Raw genomic sequence first — 18,793 nt, forward strand, 5'->3', positions numbered from 1 at the left:
ACACCGCGACGGCTGCAGCTTTCCGGCTGTCATCGACGTCGCGCTCCTGACGCCCACAGATCTTCCCGGCCCGTCGAGACGGCCGGGCCGACCCGCCCCACGGAGGCAGCGACGATGTCCGATCAGCCCGCGCACGACCAGCACGCATCCCGTCTCCCCGAGGGGGTGCGCCCCGCCACCGTCGGCATCCGCGGCGGGGTGATGCGCTCGCAGTACCAGGAGACGGCCGAGGGTTTGTACCTGACCTCCGGCTACGTCTACGAGAGCGCCGAGGCCGCCGAGCGCGCGTTCACCGGGGAGGACCAGCGCTTCGTGTACTCGCGCTACGGCAACCCCACGGTGGAGATGTTCCAGGAGCGTATGCGTCTGCTCGACGGCGCCGAGGCCTGCTATGCCACCGCCACGGGCATGTCCGCGGTGTTCACGGCCCTGGCCGCGCTGTGCGGGAGCGGCGACAGGCTCGTCGCGTCGCGCAGCCTGTTCGGCTCGTGCTTCGTGATCTGCAACGAGCTGCTGCCGCGCTGGGGCGTGGAGACGGTGTTCGTCGACGGCACCGACCTGGACCAGTGGCGCGAGGCGCTCTCGAAGCCCACCAAGGCCGTCTTCTTCGAGACCCCTTCCAACCCGATGCAGGAGATCGTCGACGTCCCGGCGGTCTCCGAAATGGCGCACGCGGCCGGCGCCACCGTCGTCCTCGACAACGTCTTCGCCACCCCCGTGCTGCAGAACAGCCTGGCACTGGGCGCCGATGTCACGGTGTACTCCGGCACCAAGCACATCGACGGCCAGGGGCGCGTGATGGGCGGGGCGATCCTGGGCTCCGCGGAGTTCATCGGCGGGCCGGTCAAGCACCTGATCCGCCACACCGGCCCGTCGCTGAGCCCGTTCAACGCCTGGACCCTGGTCAAGGGGCTCGAGACCATGGCGATGCGCGTGGAGCGCATGGCGGCGAGCGCGCTCGAGATCGCCGGGCTGCTCGAAGCGCACGAGGCGGTCGCGTGGGTCAAGTACCCGTTCCTGCCGTCGCACCCGCAGTACGAGCTGGCCCGCTCGCAGATGTCCGGCGGCGGGTCGGTCATCACCTTCGAGCTGGCCGCGGCGGAGGGGCAGGGCAAGGCGCGCGCCTTCGAGTTCCTCAACCGGCTGCGCATCCTCGACATCTCCAACAACCTGGGCGACGCCAAATCGATGACCACCCACCCCGCCACCACCACGCACCGCGCGATGGGGCCCGAGGGGCGCGCCGCCATCGGGATCACCGACGGCGTGGTGCGGCTGTCGGTGGGGCTCGAGGACGTGCGCGACCTCACCGAGGACATCGCGCAGGCGCTGGGGTGATCTCCGGCGGGGGCGGAACCGCCGGCGCACGCTGCTTGTGGCACGAAATCAACATTCTGTGACCCTCCGATGGCGGGTTTCCGCCGTCGAAGCTCCACAGAATGTTGAGCAGGTGTCACGCCCGGGCCTGTTCCGAGTGCTGCGCGCCGCTTCCGTGGCAGCCAGGAGGATTCTGGTCGGGAACGGCGATCGGGGCGCGCATGATCGACGGGTAAACTGCCACCCGGCCGGCGCCGCCGGTCGCCGTGGGTGTCAGTGAAGTCCGGTGCGATGCCGGCGCTGTCCCGCAACTGTGAAGCCGACGCCGCGTGGATGCGCATGAGGCGAGTCGGATGAGCCAGGCCAGCTGGCCCGCGGCCACACGACGCCCCTCGGATGAAGGAACGGCTCTGTGCCCCACCACCCTCATGCCCGTGCCGGCCGCGCCCGTCGCGCAGTACTCCGCCTGTTCGCCCTGGTCGTCGCGCTGCTGCTGGGTGCGGTGCTCGCGGCGTGCGGCTCGAGCGCGGGAGAATCGGGCGGCGGTTCCGGCGGGGCGTCGGGCGCGGCGGCAGCGCCGGAGTCCCCGGAAGACGCGCCGCAGCGGATCGTCTCGCTGAGCCCGTCGGCCACGGAGATCCTCTACGCGGTGGGCGCGGGGAGCCAGGTGGTGGCGGTGGACGACCAGTCGGACTACCCGCAGGGCGTGCCCACCACCGACCTGTCCGGGTATACACCCAACCTCGAGGCCGTCCTGGGCTACCAGCCGGACCTCGTGGTGTTCTCCGACGACAACGGCGACCTGACATCCGGCCTGGACAGGGTGGGCGTGCCATACCTGCAGCTGCCCGCGCCCAGCGGCATCGAAGGCGCGTACGAGCAGTTCGTCCAGGTGGGCGTCGTCACCGGGCACGCCGACCAGGCGCACGAGCTCGTGGGGACCGTGCGCGGGCAGATCTCCGCGGCGATCGACACCGCGGCCGGCGCGGGCGATGGCCTCAGCTACTTCCACGAACTCGACCCGACCCTCTACACGGTGACCTCCGAGTCGTTCATCGGGCAGGTCTACTCGCTGTTCGGTCTGCAGAACATCGCGGACGCGGCATCCGGCGCGGGCGCGTATCCGCAGCTGCAGCCGGAGTTCGTCGTCTCGGCGAATCCGGACCTGATCTTCCTGGCCGACGCCCAGGAGGGCGGCGAGTCGCCCGCAACGGTGGCGCAGCGACCCGGGTGGGCCGGCGTCACTGCGGTGCGCGATGGGCACGTGTATGCGCTGGACGCCGACATGACCAGTCGCTGGGGGCCGCGGATCGGCGACCTGGCCCGGCGCATCGCGCAGATCCTCGCGGACCGGCCGGGCACGTGACTGCCACGGCGGCCCGCCCCGGCGGAGTCGTCGCGCGCCGGGGGCGCGGACGGGGCGCGGCCATCATCGTGGCCGCGGCGGCGGTGACCGTCGCGGTGCTGCTGACGGCCACGCTCGTCGGCGCGTCGGGCCTGTCGCCGTCGTCCGTGCTGGCCGAGCTGGCCGACGCGCTGCCGCTGGTGCACGTCGATTCCGGCCTCACCGCGCAGCAGCACGCCATCCTGTGGCAGATCCGGCTGCCGCGCGTGGTGCTCGGCGCGCTGGTGGGGGCGACCCTCGCCGTGGCCGGGGCCGCCTACCAGGGCGTGTTCCGCAATCCGCTGGCCGACCCATACCTGTTGGGCGTCTCCAGCGGTGCCGGACTGGGTGCGACGGTGATGATCGTCGCCGGAGCCGCAGGCGCGGGCATGGGCTCGCTGGGCGTGCCGGTGGCGGCGTTCGCGGGCGGCATCGTCGCCGTCGCCGCCACCTATCTGCTGGGCCGCAGCGTGGGCGGGGGCCGAGGCGAGGTGGTGATCATCCTCGCCGGGGTGGCCGTCGCGGCGTTCGCCAACGCCGCGCAGACGTTCGTGCAGCAGCGCTATCAGGATTCGCTGCAGAGCGTGTACGCGTGGCTGCTCGGTCGGCTGAGCACCGACGGCTGGTCCGACGTCACCCTGGTGCTGCCGTACGTGGCGGTGACGATCGCGACGATCCTGTTGTTCCGGCGCACCCTCGACGTGATGTCGGTGGGTGACGTCGAGGCGGCCAGCCTGGGCATCCGCCCGGCGCGGGTGCGGCTGCTGCTGGTGGCGGTCGCCACCCTCGGCACGGCCGCGGTGGTGAGCGTGAGCGGGCTCATCGGGTTCGTCGGGATCGTGGTGCCGCACGCGGTGCGCTTGGTGGTGGGGCCCGGGCACCGGCTGCTGCTGCCGCTGTCGGTACTGGCGGGCGCGGCGTTCCTGGTGCTCGCCGACGTCGTGGCGCGCACAGTGATGTCGCCCGCAGAGCTGCCGATCGGCGTGGTGACGGCGGCGATCGGCGCGCCGTTCTTCCTCGTGGTGCTGCGGCGCGGCAGGGGGATGCAGTGACGGTGGGGGACGCTGTGATCGGAGATGCGGCTATCGCCTGCGCGGGGCTGACCGTGGCGCGCGGCGGCGCGACGGTGGTGGACGACGTGACGCTGACGATCGGCCGGGGCGAGTGGGTCTCGGTGGTGGGCCCCAATGGCGCCGGCAAGACGACGCTGCTGCACGCGTTCGCCGGGCTGCTCAGCCCCGCGGGCGGCACCTCGGCGGGTGGGACGGTGACAGGGGAGATGACGGTCGCGGGCGCCGACCCGCGCAGGACGCGGCGACGCGTGATGGCGCGCAAGGTGGCGCTCATGCCGCAGCGCCCGGTGGTGCCCGAGGGGATCACGGTGGCGGAGTTGGTGTCGCTGGGGCGCACCCCGCATGTGCCCCGGTTCGGGGTGGAATCGGCGACGGACAAGGACGCGGTGGCGCGGGTTCTGCGGCGGCTCGACCTCGAGGAACTGGCGTCCCGGCAGGCCGCGCAGCTCTCCGGCGGAGAGCTTCAGCGGGTGGTGCTGGGGCGGGCGCTGGCCCAGCAGCCGGAGGTGCTGCTGCTCGACGAGCCGACCAGCGCCCTCGACATCGGGCACCAGCAGCAGGTGCTGGACATGGTGGAATCGCTGCGGGCCGACGAGGGGATCACGGTGCTCGCCGCGATGCACGACCTCACTCTGGCCGCCCACTACGGTCGACGCATGGTGATGATGGCCGACGCCCGGGTGATTGCCGACGGCGCGCCCGAGGACGTGCTCGCACCGGCGCGGATCGGCCGCGTGTACGGCGCCCGGGTCGAGGTGCTGCGAAGAGGCGGCACCGTGGTCGTGCTGCCGACGAGTCTGGGCGCCGGGACTGTCGGGTGTGCGGCCAGGGGAGCGGCGGAATGAGCGGCAGCGACGGCCGGCCGGGCGGGGAAGTCCGGGACGGCGGGGATGTTCAGGACGGCGGGGATGTTCAGGACGGCGGAGAAGTCGTGCTTTTGGGCAGCGGCGCCGCCGACGGATGGCCCAACCCCTTCTGCGAGTGCGCGTCGTGCGTGGCCGCAGCCGGGGCGGGGCGCATCCGCGGACAGACTTCGGCCCTGGTCGACGGTCGGCTGCTGCTCGACTGCGGCCCGGAGGCGCCTCGGAGCGCGATGCGGGCCGGCCGCTCGCTGGCGGGGGTGCGGCACCTGCTGCTGACCCACTCGCATCCCGATCACCTGGGCCCGGCGGCCCTGCTGTTCCGGCATTGGGCCGGCCGCCGCGAACCCCTGGACGTGGTGGGCCCGGCCGATGTCGTCGCACAGTGCCGGCAGTGGGTGGCGGCCGGCGACCCGGTGCGATTCATCGAGGTGGCGGCCGGCGACGAGGTGGTGCTGGGGGAACCGGACGGTGCGCGCTACCGGGTGCGCGTGCTGGACGCTTCGCACGCGGTGCGGGGTGCCGGCGACGCGGTGCTCTACGACGTGGCACGTGTGGGCGCGGCCGGCCGCATCCTGTGGGCCACCGACACCGGGCCGCTTCCGGAGCCGACAGTGCGGGCGGTGGCGGGCGCGCGGTTCGACGCGGTGTTCCTGGACGAGACCTTCGGCGATCGGACCGACCTGGACGGCGGGCATCTGAACCTGACGACGTTCCCCCGCGCGCTCGCGGGGCTGCGGCGATGCGGGGCCCTCGTCGAGGGCACACAGGTGGTGGCCGTGCACTTGAGCCACCACAATCCGCCGCCGGACGAGCTGGACCGGCGGCTGCGGCCGTGGGGGGCCCTAGCGGGGGAGGACGGGATGGTGGTGCCGGTGCCGGGCGTGGAACGTGGGCCGGGCGCAGCAGGCGGGCCGGAACGCGCGGGCCCCCGTCGGACACTGGTGCTGGGCGGCGCACGTTCGGGCAAGTCCACGCTGGCGGAGGAGGCGCTGGCCGACCGCGCCGACGTCACCTACCTGGCCACCGGCGGGCACGGGCGCGACGATGCCGAATGGCTGGCGCGGGTGGCCGCGCACCGCGAGAGGCGCCCGGAAACGTGGCGCACCGTCGAGACGACCGACGTGGCGGAGCTGCTGCGGACTGCGACGGGACCGGTGCTGCTCGATTGCCTGGGCACCTGGTTGACCGCGCGCCTGGACCTGCACTCGGCGTGGGACGGCGGGCCCCTCGAACGGGTCGAGGCGGACATGGACGAGCTCGTCGCGGCCTGGAGCGCGTGCCCGGCGCCGGTGGTGGCAGTGAGTAACGAGGTGGGCAGCGGCGTGGTGCCGGCCACCGCCTCGGGCCGGCTGTTCCGGGACCTGCTCGGCCGGCTCAACGCGCGCATCGCCGCCGCGTCCGACGAGGTGCTGCTGGTGGTGGCGGGGCTGCCCGTGCGGTTGCGGTGACGGCGCCTCGCCCGTCGGTACGTTTTTCGGTGATCGCGCGGCGATTTCCACCGAAGAACGTACCGAGCGGCGGGGAGTCGCGGGTCGCGGGGAGGGCAGCCGCCTAGAACCGCACACCGAACTGTCGGTTGAGGATCCGCTCGGTAACCGACTCCGGCAGCGTCCTTTTCATCGCGAACGCCACCCGCGAGCCACCGCCCACCGCGTACATCGGTCGGGGCCGCCGCGCACGGATCGCGTCCATGATCTGCGCGGCGACCTCCTCTGCGGGGATGCCGGCGGCCTCGCGCGCGTCCAGGCGCGAGATCACCCGCCGGTATTGCTCCTCGAACACCGAGCCGGACCGCACCAGGTGGGTGCGGCGCCCGCTGATGCCGGTGTTGATCGAGCCGGGCTCCACGGTGGTCAGCCACACCCCGTACGGCGCGAACTCGGCCCGGGCGGCGGACGCGAAGGTGCGCAGCGCCGCCTTGGACGCGCAGTACGACGAGCGGTAGGCCAGCGGCAGGCTGCCGAGCATCGACCCGACCATGACGACGCGCCCGTACCCGCGTTCGCGCATCCCGGGCAGCACCAGTTGGCTCAGGAGCACCGCCCCGAGCACGTTGATCCGGAACAGCCGCTCGAGATCGTCCGGCGGCAGCTCCTCGAACGGGCCCGACTGGCTTTCGCCCGCGTTGTTGACGAGCACGTCGACGGGGCCGGCCTGCGCGGCGCAGCGTTCGATGGATGCGGGGTCGGCGAGGTCGAGCGGCAGGTAGTACACCCCGGGCACACGGACGTCGTCGGGCATGCCGTCCGGATTGCGGCCGGTGCCGTACACGGTGTGGCCGCCGGCGACGAGGGCGCGTGCCGTCGCCAGGCCGATGCCCGACGAGGCTCCGGTCACCAGGGCGGTGCGCTGCCTGTGCGGTGCGGTCATGGGTGGTCCTTCCTGCAGGCGGTTCCGGGGGGCCGTCAGAGGGATTCTGGCAGTAGCGGGCCGGCCGCCGCGCGCCGTCGCGCATTCCGGTGAGCAAGTGGCGGCGTGTCGTCGGCGGGCGTCGATGGTTGAATCGAGGCTGACTGTCATCGGCGAGGAGGATCTGGACATGGCGAAGCGCCCGCTCAAGCTCGGCTACAAGGCGTCTGCGGAGCAGTTCGATCCGCGTGAGCTCGTGGAGATCGCGGTGGCCGCCGAGCGTCACGGGATGGATTCGGCGACGGTGTCCGACCACTTCCAGCCGTGGCGGCACGAGGGCGGGCACGCGCCGTTCTCGCTGGCGTGGATGGCCGCGGTGGGCGAGCGGACCGAGCGCCTGCAGCTGGGCACCTCGGTGATGACGCCGACCTTCCGCTACAACCCTGCCGTGGTGGCGCAGGCGTTCGCCACCATGGGCTGCCTGTTCCCGGACCGTGTGATGCTCGGCGTGGGCACCGGTGAGGCGCTCAACGAGATCGCCACCGGCTATCAGGGCGAGTGGCCGGCGTTCAAGGAGCGCTTCGCCCGGCTGCGCGAGTCGGTGCGGCTGATGCGCGAGTTGTGGACCGGCGACCGCGTGGACTTCGACGGCGAGTACTACTCGACGTCGGGTGCCTCCATCTACGACGTGCCCGAGGGCGGCATCCCCGTCTACATCGCGGCGGGCGGACCCGTCGTCGCGCGGTACGCCGGGCGCGCGGGCGACGGCTTCATCTGCACCTCCGGCAAGGGCATGGAGCTCTACACCGACAAGCTCTTGCCCGCCGTCTCCGAGGGGGCCGCCAAGAAGGAGCGCGACGCCGACGAGATCGACAAGATGATCGAAATCAAGATCTCCTACGACACCGACCCGGACAAGGCGCTGGAGAACACCCGCTTCTGGGCGCCGTTGTCGCTCACCGCCGAGCAGAAGCACTCCATCGACGACCCGATCGAGATGGAAAGGGCCGCCGACGCGCTGCCCATCGAGCAGATCGCCAAGCGCTGGATCGTCGCGTCCGACCCGGACGACGCGGTGGAGCAGGTGCGCCAGTACATCGACGCCGGCCTGAACCACCTTGTGTTCCACGCGCCGGGCCACGACCAGCGCCGGTTCCTCGAGCTGTTCGAGCGTGACCTGGCCCCGCGCCTGCGCGCGCTGGGGTGACGCCGGGCGTCACCCCGCCGGTCGCGGCACCCCCCGGATCGGGGGACCGGTCGGATGGCGCGCGCCACTAGTCTGGGGCAATGCCCTCTGAGTCGCCCTCCGCGTCGCCCTCCGAGTCTCCCCCGGCCACCGCGCCGCGAACGGCCTCCGGGTCCCCGGCGCCGAGTATCTTCCTCGCCTCGGCCGAGGGGAACACCGGAAAGTCGGCTATCGCGCTGGGCCTGCTGCACATGCTCGCCGAGTCCGGTGCGCGTGTGGGCGTGTTCCGGCCGATCACTCGCAGCGCGGACGGCCCCGACCCCATCCTCGAGCTGCTCGTGCGGCACGCTACGGCCAGCCTCGACTACGCCGACTGCGTCGGCGTCACCTACGACCAGGTGCACGCCGACCCGGAGGCGGCGCTGAGCGAGATCGTGGCCCGCTATCACGAGGTCCAGACGAGTTCCGACGCCGTCGTTATCGTGGGCAGCGACCACACCGACGTCGTCAACCAGTCGGAGCTCGCCTACAACGCGCGTATCTCCGTCAACCTGGGTGCGCGGGTGCTGCTGGCGGTGAGCGGACACGACCGCGCGCCGTGGGAGACGGCGGAACTCGCGTCGCACAGCATCGCCGAGATCCGCTCGGCGCAGGCGCACGTGGCGGGCGTGGTGGCCAACCGGTGCGAGCCCGACGGACTCGACGCGGTGGTGGAGGCGCTGCGCGGAACGGGGTTGCCGGCCTGGGCGCTGCCGGAGGTGCCGGTGCTGTTCGCGCCGACGATGGCCGAGCTGTGCACCGCGGTCGGCGGAATCGTCTACGCGGGCGACCCGGCGCTGCTCGCCCGGGAGGCCACCAGCGTGATGGTGGGCGGCATGACGGCCGAGCACATCCTCGAACGCATCACCGAGGGGCAGGTGGTGATCGTGCCCGCCGACCGCTCGGACGCGCTGCTGGCGTTGGTGGCCGCCCACGAGGCCGAGGGCTTCCCGTCGCTGGCGGGCATCGTGCTCAACGGCGGGCTGCAGCCCCACCCTGCGATCGACGCTCTGGTCAAGGGCACCAAGCCGCGGCTGCCGCTGATCCGCTGCGAGCAGGGCACGTTCGCCACCGCGGCCATCGCGTCGCAGACCCGCGGCCAGATGACCCCGTCGTCGCTGCGCAAGGTGGATACCGCGTTGGACCTGATGGAGCGGCATGTCGACGGCGAGGCGCTGCGTGACCTCATGCGGGTGGAGATCCCGGAGATCGTGACGCCGCAGATGTTCGAGTTCCGGCTGCTGGCGCGGGCCCGCGCCGACCGCCGCCGCATCGTGCTGCCCGAAGGTGATGACGACCGCATCCTGCGCGCGGCCGGCAGGCTGATCCGGCGCGGCATCGTCGACCTGTCGATCCTCGGCGACGAGACCCGCGTGCGCCAGCGCGCCGCGGAGCTCGGATTGGAGCTCGACGGTGCGCAGGTGATCGACCCGACGTCCTCCACGATGCGGCACGGGTTCATCGAGGAGTACGCGCGTCTGCGCGCGCACCGGGGCGTCACCGAGGACGTGGCCGTGGAGGTGATGCGCGACCCGTCGTACTTCGGCACGATGATGGTGCACATGGGCGCGGCCGACGGCATGGTCTCCGGCGCCGCGCACACCACCGCCCATACGATCCGCCCCGCCTTCGAGATCATCAAGACCCTGCCGGACGTGTCCACGGTTTCGTCGATCTTCCTGATGTGCCTGGCGGACAGGGTGCTCGCATTCGGCGACTGCGCAGTGGTGCCCGACCCCACCGCCGAGGAGCTCGCGGACATCGCCGTGTCGTCGGCGCGCACCGCGGCGCAGTTCGGAATCGACCCGCGCGTGGCGATGCTGTCGTACTCGACGGGCGAATCGGGCTCGGGCGCCGACGTCGACAAAGTGCGTGCCGCCACCACGTTGGTGCGCGACCGCGGCACCGGGCTGCCCGTGGAGGGGCCAATCCAGTTCGACGCGGCCGTCGAACCGTCGGTGGCGGCGGCCAAGATGCCGGACTCGGCGGTGGCCGGCCGGGCCACGGTGCTCGTGTTCCCGGACCTCAACACGGGCAACAACACCTACAAGGCGGTGCAGAGGACGGCGGGCGCCGTTGCCATCGGGCCGGTGCTGCAGGGGCTGCGCAAGCCCGTCAACGATCTCTCGCGCGGGGCGCTGGTGGAGGACATCGTCAACACCGTGGCGATCACCGCGATCCAGGCGCAGGTGTCGGGCCGCGCCTCCGACTCGACGGAAGGGGCGCGCCGATGAGCCGCCTTGTGCTGGTGATCAACTCGGGATCGTCGTCGATCAAGTACGAACTGGTCGACGTGGCCCGCGGACGCGCCGTCGCGTCCGGCCTCGTCGAGCAGATCGGCGAGCCGCAGGGCCGGCTCGTCCACGAATACGACGGGCGCACCAGCGAATGGCATGGTGAGATCACCGACCACACGCACGGGCTGACGCTCGCGTACCGCACGTTCGCCGAGACCGGGCTGGACCTGGACGAGGCGGGGGTGGCGGCCGTCGGCCATCGGATCGTGCACGGCGGCAAGGTGTTCACGCAGCCTACGCTCATCACGCCCGAGGTGGTCGAGACCATCGAGCGGCTCGCCGACCTCGCACCCCTGCACAACCCGGCGAACATCATCGGCATCGAGGTGGCCCGCGAGCACTTCCCCGACGTGCCGCACGTGGGCGTGTTCGACACCGGCTTCTTCCACACGCTGCCCCCCGCGGCCGCCGCCTACGCCATCGACGCGGACGTGGCAGAGGAGTACGGGGTGCAGCGCTACGGGTTCCACGGCACCTCGCACGAGTACGTCAGCGAGGAGACTGCGCGGCTACTGGGGAGCCCCCGCGACGAGGTCAACACCATCGTGCTGCACCTGGGCAACGGCGCGTCGGCCTCGGCGGTGCGCGGCGGCGTGGCGGTGGAGACGTCGATGGGGCTCACGCCTCTCGAGGGGCTCGTCATGGGCACCCGGCCCGGAGATGTGGACCCGGGGGTGCTGCTGCACCTGGGCCGGCACGCCGGGATGGACATCGCCGACATCGACGAGCTGCTCAACCGGCGCTCGGGGCTCAAGGGGCTCAGCGGCGTCAACGACTTCCGCACCGTCACCGAGAGGCGGGAGGCCGGCGATCCGCGTGCGGCGCTCGCCTACGACGTGTACGTGCACCGGCTGCGCAAGTACGTCGGCGCCTACATGGCGGTGCTCGGACGCGTCGACGCGATCACCTTCACCGCCGGCGTCGGCGAGAACGCCGCATCCGTGCGCGAGGACGCGCTGGCCGGGCTCGAAGGGTTCGGCATCGAGGTGGACCCGGCCGCCAACCGGGTGCGTGGCGGCCACGGACGGGTGATCTCGACCGCCGCATCGAAGACCGCGGTGCTGGTGGTGCCCACCAACGAGGAGCTCGCCATCGCGAACGCCGCCTGGGCGTTCGTGTAGCGGTGGTGCCGGGTAGGCGGGGGCCGGCCCGCCACGTCGCGCCCGAAGTTCAAACGCGACGCCGTCGACGCTCGAAGTTCAAGCGCGACCCGCTGTTCGCGCCCGAAGATCGAGCGCAAACCTGCTTCGCGCTCGAAGTTGCAGGGTGCAGTTCGTAATTACGGACCGGATGCGACAACTATGGGCGTGGTGTCACGTGGCGTTCGAACTTCGGACGCGGAGACGCGCCCGCAGCCGGGTCACCGCCCGCCGAGCTCCCCGTGGAACCGGTCGATCACCGGCCACGTGTGCATGCGGGCCCCGCTGCCGGCGACCATGCCCAAATGGCTGCCCGGGACCGTCTCGACGAGCACTCGCGGCGAGCCGGCGAGCACGTCGGCGGTGGCCGCGACGCTGGCCGCGGGCGCCAGTACGTCGGTGTCGCCGCAGATCGCGAGCACCGGCACCCGCAGGTCGGCCAGGTCCACATCGTGCCCGCCCATGCGCACGCCCCCCGATGCGAGCGCGTTGCCCATGATGAGGTTCTTGTGCATCTGGGTGTAGAAGCGGGCCGGGTACCCGGGCATGCCGGCCATGAACCGGTCGATCGCCTCCATCTGGGCGAGCGCCGTGGTGTCGGTGAGGTTGTGCGCGATGAACCACGGCCGGGTCAGCTCCCGGGTCAGCGCCGTCGAGCGGTAGCTGAGCTTGACCAGCGGCGAGGGGATGCCGCCGGCGGTGCGCACCACTCCGCCGACCACCGGCAGCGGCGCGAGCGAGCCCATGGCGCGCAGCGGCGCGATGGACGGGTTCTTCGCGTAGTCGATGGGCGTGCCCATGGCGACGATGGACCGGATCGGCAGTTCGGGGCAGTGGGCGGCGGTGAGCAGGGAGAGCGTGCCGCCCAGGCTCCAGGCGACGAGGTCCGGCGTGGGATCGGCGGCGGCAGGGCCGTTGTCCGCATCACGCAGCACCACGCCGATGGCGGTGGGGATGATGCGGTCGAACCAGTCGTCGAAGCCCATGTCGCGGTCCGCGTACCGGATGCGGCCGTAGTCGACGACGTAGACGGGTCGGCCCGCCTCGACGAAGTGCGCGGCCAGGCTCTGCCCCGGCCGCAGGTCGTAGCAGTCGATGGACACGGCCAGCGGGGGCACCAGCAGCACCGGCGCCCCGTCCGTCCCCGGCGCGCTGTACCGGCGGACCGTGCAGTGGGGCGCGTCGTGGACCACGGTGGACGGCAGGGGTGCGGGCCGCTCGATGCCGCTGCCGAAAGGCGTAAGTGCCCATGCGTTGCGGAAGGCCAGAGCGAGGGCGGCGGTGCGGGTGCCGCGTGCCTGCGGGCCACCTGCGGCGCGCTGCGGGGCTAGCGTCGCTGTCATGTCGGCTCCGATCTCGTCAGCTTCGGCCGGGGACACCGGTATTGTATCTGTGAACAATAGTACTGCCTGTGTGACCTCCGGCACGACGTGGCAGACTCGCTCGTGATCGGACCCACCAACCCTGACCGAGAACTCCCACCCTGACCGAGAACAGAGGTGCACTGATGCGCGTCGGCATGACCCTCAACTACAGCGGCGGATTCGCCGAGACGGCCGCGGAAGTGGCGGACCTGGAACGGGCGGGTCTGGACATCGCCTTCGTCCCGGAGGCGTACTCGTTCGACGCGGTCAGCCAGCTGGGGTTCCTCGCCGCCCGCACCACGCGCCTGGAACTGGCGTCGGGGATCCTGCAGATCTACACGCGCACGCCCACGCTCACCGCGATGACCGCCGCCGGGCTGGACTACGTCTCCGACGGCCGCTTCACCTTGGGGCTCGGCGCATCGGGCCCGCAGGTCATCGAGGGTTTCCACGGCGTCAAGTACGACGCACCGCTGGGGCGCACCCGCGAGATCATCGACATCTGCCGCCAGGTGTGGCGCCGCGAGAAGGTGCAGCACCAGGGCAAGAAGTACCGGATCCCGCTGCCCGCCGACGAGGGCACCGGGCTGGGCAAGCCGCTCAAGCTGATCAACCACCCTGTGCGCGAGCGTATCCCCATCGTGCTCGCGGCGCTGGGGCCCAAGAATGTCGAGCTCACTGCGGAGCTGGCCGAGGGCTGGCAGCCGATCTTCTTCTACCCGGAGAGGGCGCAGGACGCATGGGGCGACGCGTTGGCGGCCGGCAAGGCCAAGCGCGATCCGTCGCTGGGCGAGCTCGAGGTGTATGCGGGCCCTGCGGTGGCCATCGGCGACGACGTGGACCACATGCACGACTGGGTGCGCCCGCACCTGGCGCTCTACATCGGCGGCATGGGCGCCAAAGGCAAGAACTTCTACAACACGCTGGCCACCACGTACGGCTTCGGCAAGGAGGCCGAGCTCGTGCAGGACCTCTACCTGGCGGGCAAGAAGGAGGAGGCCGCGGCGGCGATTCCGGACGAGCTGGTGCGGGCCGTCAACCTGATCGGGCCTGAATCGTATGTGCGCGAACGGGTCGCCGCGTTCGCCGAGGCCGGTGTGACCACGCTCAATGTGGCACCGATGGCGGCGGATGCGGCCGGGCGGGTGGCGCTGATCGAGAAGCTGCGGGGCATCTGCGACTGACTGGGCTCGCCCCGTCACGCCGCCCGGGGGCCCGCGCACCGCCTGGGGCAGCCCGCGCGCGTGTTCTCGCCGCTCCGGCTGGAAACGGTGCTCGGAACGGTGCCTCACAGGAGCAAGAGGCCCGGCCTACGTCCCCAGGGCCGGGCCGATGACGGTGAACCAGGACTCGCGCAGTTCGGCCTCGAACAGTCCCCAGGTGTGCGCCCCGCGATCGCGGTGCACGAACGTGTGCGGCACGCCCACGTCGTCGAGTCTGCGGGAGAACGCGGCGGTGCACGCATCGGCGATCGCCTCGACGGCCCCGCCGCCGGTGGCCGCGCCGAAGAGCTGGTAGGGCGCCAGCGCGTCGACTTCCCCGGGGATGCCCGACGCGGAGCCCAGGTAGACGGCGGTGCCGCGCAGCTCGCCGGCCCGGGCGAACTGGTCGTGCGCGGCCCAGCCGGCGCTGCCGGGCGGCCCCCACATGTTCGAGGCGCTCCCGCCGCCGGCGAGCACCACCGACGACACCTGCGCGGCGCCGAACACGCCGCCGTTGATGGGGCAGCCGCTGTACGAGCCCGCCGCCTGGTAGAGGCCGGGCGCCTGGATGGCGAGGTCGATGGCGGGCCCCGCCGACATGGACAGACCCGCGATGGCGTTGCGGCCGGTGGTGGCGAACTCGGCGTCGATGGCGGGCGGGAGCTCGCGTGTCAGGTAGGTCTGCCACTGGTTGGCGCGGGCGGGGCCCAGGATCGGGTCGTCGAATCGCCAGTCGGTGTACTCGCTGAACGGGCCGCCGACGGGGGTGACGACGGTGACGTTCTTGTCCGCGAAGAACTGTTCGTAGGCGGAGTCGTTGAGCCAGGAGACGCCGTCCGTGCCGCCACGGACGCCGCCGAGCAGATACAGCACCGGGGCGGGGCCGCCGCCCGGGGGACGCAGGACGGTGTTGGAGATGACGCGGTCCATGCTGGGGGAGTACACGTCCACCTGCAGGACCTGCGGCCCGAGGTCGCTGATGCCGGTGACGTGGGCGGGCGGCGCGGCACCCGCCGGTGCGGCCGAGAGCACGGCGGCAAAAGCGACGGCAAGCACGGCGGCAAGGGCGGCGGCAAGCGTGGTGAAAAGGGTGCGGGCGGCGAGCGGGAGGGGCCGGCGGAAGCGGGTGGTCCGCATCATCGTGTACCCCGATTCGTTCGAAGAGTCGAGCCCGGGTCACCGGTGCCGGACGGTGCCGCTGTGACTGCGTACTGTACTACCGCGTGCAGTGCCCCGCACCCGGAAACAGTCTGCTCAGCCCGCTTCGCGGAGCATGTCCGGTCCGCGTACCGCCTGGACAAGCCGCGCACCGCTTGAATCCAAGCACGCGATATCGGCCGGTCGCCGGGAAGCGGTGCGCGGGCCGGCGCCGGCGGGCCATTACACCCAGGTGCGGGGGCGGACCCGGTTGGCCAGGTCCACCAGCCGGTAGCGGCGCTGATTCTCGCGGACGGACCGCGCCAGGGTGCGCAGTGTGCGCTCGGTGTCGGCGCGCAGCCCGTGCTCGGTGAACCGGGTCCCCAGGATGTGGGTGTGCTTCGGGGTGCGGCCGTGGCGCAGCCATTCGAGCGCGATCCCCATGGCCAGCGCGCGCAGCTGCAGGGTGCGTCTGTCGTCCGCGGGCAGCAGCTCGATGCGCCTGCCGGCGTCTTCGAGCTGATCGTAGGTGATCGAGGGGACCGCGCGCTGGTCGATGAGAGTGAGCACCGCCGTCATCTGCGCCTCGTCGCGGTGTCGAGAGCTGACCGGCACCTGGTCCAACGCGGCGACGGCGCCGGTGATGTCGCCGCGCTCGACCAGTTGCCGGGCCAGCCCGAAGGCGGCGGCCACCACGGCGCGGTCGGTCTGCCACAGACGTCGGTAGTAGCGTTCGCCCAGCCCGCGCCATGCGTCGGGTGCGTCGCTCTCCCAGGAGTCGAGGACGATCTCTGCGGTGGCGGCGGCGGCGAGCTTGGGGGCCGCTTCGCCGGGCAGCGCGGTGAGCACGGCGTCGAACGAGGTGAATGCCTCCTGGTAGTCGCCGCACTGCAGCTTGGCGACCCCTTCGAGCCAGTCGAACCGCCAGTCGGGCATCCGCTCTGCGCGCAGCCTTTCGAGCAGTTCCAGCGCATGATCGGGTTCGCCCAGGTCGAGGAATGCGCGTATTTCGGCCAGCGGGATCTCGACGCTGTCACGCACGGCGTCGTCGTCGTAGTCGCGCACCCGGCGCAGCATGTCGAGGATCTCCTCGGGGCGGCTGTGCACGGTGGACGCCAGGTGCACCGCGGCCGGGTCGTCGGCGGGGACCAGCGGCACCGGAAGCGCCTGGGCGACGGTGGCGGGGCGCACCCGCGGCTCCTCGGCGTGTTCGTCGACGAGCCTGTCTGTGCGGGCGATGGCGAGGTCGGTGCCGAACGTGGTGCGCGGCGGGCTGAACAGCGATGACATCGCAGGGTGGGGTGTGCCGGTGCGGGCGGAGATGATCTCGCGGAGGACGCCGCGCAGATCCTGCGCCAGCGCGTGCGCGCTCGGGTACCGGTTGTGCGGCTCGGGGTCGGTGCAGCGCATGAGCAGCCGGTAGAAGAACTCGTGCGCGGAGAACAGCGGCTCCTCGGAGGGGCGGGGGATGCCGTCGACGTAGCGGCCTTTGTCCTTGGCGATGTCGACGGTGAGCACGGCCAGGGTGCGGCCGACGGTGAAGATGTCGGTGGCCGGGGTGGGGCCGGTCTCCATGATCTCCGGGGCCTGGAAACCCTGGGTGCCGTAGATGTATCCGTAGTCGCCGATGCCCGCGACGGCGCCCATGTCGATGAGCTTCACCTGGTCCTCACCCACCATGATGTTGTCCGGCTTGAGGTCGTTGTAGACGAGGCCGCTCGAGTGCATGTACTCCAGCGCGGGCAGGATCTCAAGGACGTAGGCGATGGCGTGCTCCAGCGGCATGAGCTCGTCGCTGCGCGGCCGTTTGAGGGTGGTGCCACCGATGAACTCCATGACGATGTAGCCCACCGGGGTGCCGTCCGGCCGTGGGTGTTCGACGAAGTTGAAGATCTTCACGATGCTCGGATGGGTCAGCTCGGCGAGGAACTCGCGTTCGGCCACCGCCACCGCCTGCGCGGACGGGTCCTGCGAGTGCAGCAGGCCTTTGAGCACCACCCAACGGTCGCTGACGTTGCGGTCCATCGCCAGGTAGATCCATCCGAGCCCGCCGTGCGCCAGGCATCCGCGCACCTCGTACTGCCCGGCGATGAGGTCTCCGGGGCGGAGCATCGGCGTGAAATCGAATGGTGCGCCGCACTTGTCGCACAGGCCGGCCACCGGGCCCGCGCCGGCCGCGGTGGCGCGCCCCACCGGTTGCCCGCAGGTGCCGCAGTATCTCTTGCCCTCGGCCACGACGGGGCTGTCGAGCAGAGCCGATTCAGGGTCCGTCTGCTGCACTATCGGGACCTCGACGAGGCCGCCTGCCAGCCGGGCGGAGCCGGTGCGGGCGCGTGCACGCCGTCGGCCCGCGGTGGTGGCGGACCCGGGCGGCGACGCCCAGGACGGTGCGGTCGCGGATCGCAGTGAACCGTGGGTTCCGGGCCGGTCCGCAGCGCTTGTGTTCATGCTGCCCAGCCTGTCACCCCGGCGGGTGGCCGTGGCCGTTCCCGCGATCCCGGCGGGGCCGCCGCCCGCCCGGGCGGCATGTCAGTCCACATAGCGGGGTGCGGGAGGTTCGGGCGCGGGCCCCAGCACGGTCAGCCACCGGTCGTAGATGTGCTGCCAGGTGCCGTCGTCCCGGATGCGTTCCAGCGTTCCGTTGACGAAGCGGACCAGCGCGTCGTCGCCTTTGTGCATGCCGATGCCGTAGGGCTCCTGCTCGATCGGGTCGCCGACGATCATGAGGTTGGGGTCCTGCGCCACCATGCCGGCGAGGATGGTGTCGTCGGTGCTCACCGCGTCCACCTGCCGCTGCTGGAGGGCGACGAGGCAGTCGCCCCAGCTGGGGACCGTCATGATTCGAGCGGAGGGCTGCACGTTCCACAGCGACGGGATCGAGGTGGTGCCGGCCGCCATGCAGACCGTCTTGCCGCCCAGGTCCGCCGGGCCGCGCACCGGCGAGTCGCGCGGCACCAGCACCCGTTGCGCCGCGCGGTAGTACACCGTGGAGAACGCCACCGATCGGGCGCGCTCGCAGGTGATCGTCATCGTCTTGACGACCATGTCCACGGTGCCTTCTCGCAGTGCCTCCTCGCGTTGGGCGGAGCTGAGGAAGTGGAACTCCACCTTGGTCGGGTCGCCGAACAGGTCGCGCGCCACCTGGTGGGCGATGTCGACGTCGAAGCCCAGCAGGTCGCCGCTGAGCGGGTCGCGGAAGCTGAACAGGTTGCTGCCCTGGTCCAGGCCGACGATCACCCTGCCGCGGTCGCGGATCTGCTGCAGACGCCCCGACACCGCGCCCTGCACGCCGGGCCGCAGACTGCCGGTGGCGTCGCAGTCGGTGGGCGGCGACGGGCGTTGCGTGGGCTGTGGGAGCACGGTGGCGGCGGCGGGCAACGGCGGGCCGCCGGGCTGCGGCGTGACCGACGGCGCGACGGCGGGCGAGGCGCAGGCGCCGGCGG

The 18,793-nt window shown here is 71.9% G+C and carries 14 protein-coding genes and 1 riboswitch; of the genes, 9 read left to right on the forward strand and 5 right to left on the reverse strand.

The window, feature by feature from the left end:
* Positions 1-114 precede the first annotated feature (114 nt).
* From JJ683_RS09110 to cobU, 5 genes are all read left to right on the forward strand, one after another.
* Positions 115-1,338 carry an O-succinylhomoserine sulfhydrylase gene (locus JJ683_RS09110; protein ID WP_200173343.1) on the forward strand — a complete coding sequence of 408 codons (1,224 nt, stop codon included), beginning with the start codon at positions 115-117 and terminating at the stop codon, positions 1,336-1,338.
* 230 nt (positions 1,339-1,568) lie between these two features.
* Positions 1,569-1,707: riboswitch (cobalamin riboswitch) on the forward strand.
* A gap of 22 nt (positions 1,708-1,729) precedes the next feature.
* Complete coding sequence (locus JJ683_RS09115; RefSeq protein ID WP_200173345.1) at positions 1,730-2,683, forward strand: ABC transporter substrate-binding protein; 954 nt, start codon at positions 1,730-1,732, stop codon at positions 2,681-2,683.
* A 62-nt stretch (positions 2,684-2,745) separates the two neighbouring features.
* Positions 2,746-3,753 (forward strand): FecCD family ABC transporter permease, encoded by a 1,008-nt coding sequence (locus JJ683_RS09120; RefSeq protein ID WP_200173373.1) that lies wholly within the window; start codon positions 2,746-2,748, stop codon positions 3,751-3,753.
* A complete protein-coding gene (locus JJ683_RS09125) occupies positions 3,750-4,619 on the forward strand; it encodes an ABC transporter ATP-binding protein (protein WP_372435278.1) in 870 nt (289 codons plus the stop codon). The genes JJ683_RS09120 and JJ683_RS09125 overlap by 4 nt, the downstream gene beginning before the upstream one ends.
* Positions 4,616-6,085: a bifunctional adenosylcobinamide kinase/adenosylcobinamide-phosphate guanylyltransferase gene (gene cobU, locus JJ683_RS09130; protein ID WP_200173347.1), complete on the forward strand. Its 1,470-nt coding sequence runs from the start codon at positions 4,616-4,618 to the stop codon at positions 6,083-6,085. Before JJ683_RS09125 ends, cobU begins: the two co-directional genes overlap by 4 nt.
* A gap of 103 nt (positions 6,086-6,188) precedes the next feature.
* Here cobU and JJ683_RS09135 read toward each other — a convergent pair whose 3' ends face one another.
* Positions 6,189-7,007, reverse strand: a complete 819-nt coding sequence (locus JJ683_RS09135; protein ID WP_200173349.1) for an SDR family oxidoreductase — start codon at positions 7,005-7,007, stop codon at positions 6,189-6,191.
* Positions 7,008-7,176: 169 nt separating this feature from the next.
* Between JJ683_RS09135 and fgd the strand changes: the two genes are divergently transcribed.
* From fgd to JJ683_RS09150, 3 genes are all read left to right on the forward strand, one after another.
* Positions 7,177-8,193, forward strand: coding sequence for a glucose-6-phosphate dehydrogenase (coenzyme-F420) (gene fgd / locus JJ683_RS09140; RefSeq protein WP_200173351.1), 1,017 nt, complete (start codon positions 7,177-7,179; stop codon positions 8,191-8,193).
* Between the two features lie 80 nt (positions 8,194-8,273).
* Complete coding sequence (pta, locus tag JJ683_RS09145; RefSeq protein ID WP_200173353.1) at positions 8,274-10,445, forward strand: phosphate acetyltransferase; 2,172 nt, start codon at positions 8,274-8,276, stop codon at positions 10,443-10,445.
* Positions 10,442-11,629 (forward strand): acetate kinase, encoded by a 1,188-nt coding sequence (locus JJ683_RS09150; protein WP_200173355.1) that lies wholly within the window; start codon positions 10,442-10,444, stop codon positions 11,627-11,629. The genes pta and JJ683_RS09150 overlap by 4 nt, the downstream gene beginning before the upstream one ends.
* Before the next feature lie 239 nt (positions 11,630-11,868).
* On the opposite strand, the gene JJ683_RS09155 is transcribed toward JJ683_RS09150, so the two are convergent.
* A complete protein-coding gene (locus JJ683_RS09155; protein ID WP_242474553.1) occupies positions 11,869-12,990 on the reverse strand; it encodes a polyhydroxyalkanoate synthase family protein in 1,122 nt (373 codons plus the stop codon).
* A gap of 164 nt (positions 12,991-13,154) precedes the next feature.
* On the opposite strand from JJ683_RS09155, the gene JJ683_RS09160 reads away from it, so the two are divergent.
* Positions 13,155-14,195 carry an LLM class F420-dependent oxidoreductase gene (locus JJ683_RS09160; RefSeq protein ID WP_200173357.1) on the forward strand — a complete coding sequence of 347 codons (1,041 nt, stop codon included), beginning with the start codon at positions 13,155-13,157 and terminating at the stop codon, positions 14,193-14,195.
* A 126-nt stretch (positions 14,196-14,321) separates the two neighbouring features.
* On the opposite strand, the gene JJ683_RS09165 is transcribed toward JJ683_RS09160, so the two are convergent.
* From JJ683_RS09165 to JJ683_RS09175, 3 genes are all read right to left on the reverse strand, one after another.
* Entirely contained in the window at positions 14,322-15,353 is a 1,032-nt protein-coding gene (locus JJ683_RS09165) for an alpha/beta hydrolase (RefSeq protein ID WP_242474554.1), read from the reverse strand.
* A gap of 240 nt (positions 15,354-15,593) precedes the next feature.
* Complete coding sequence (locus JJ683_RS09170) at positions 15,594-17,798, reverse strand: serine/threonine-protein kinase (RefSeq protein WP_200173359.1); 2,205 nt, start codon at positions 17,796-17,798, stop codon at positions 15,594-15,596.
* Positions 17,799-17,879: 81 nt separating this feature from the next.
* On the reverse strand, positions 17,880-18,793 hold a 914-nt coding region (locus JJ683_RS09175; protein WP_200173361.1), incomplete at its 5' end, for a glutamate ABC transporter substrate-binding protein.

The organism is Tomitella cavernea, from assembly GCF_016599145.1.
Taxonomy (GTDB): Bacteria; Actinomycetota; Actinomycetes; order Mycobacteriales; family Mycobacteriaceae; genus Tomitella; species Tomitella cavernae.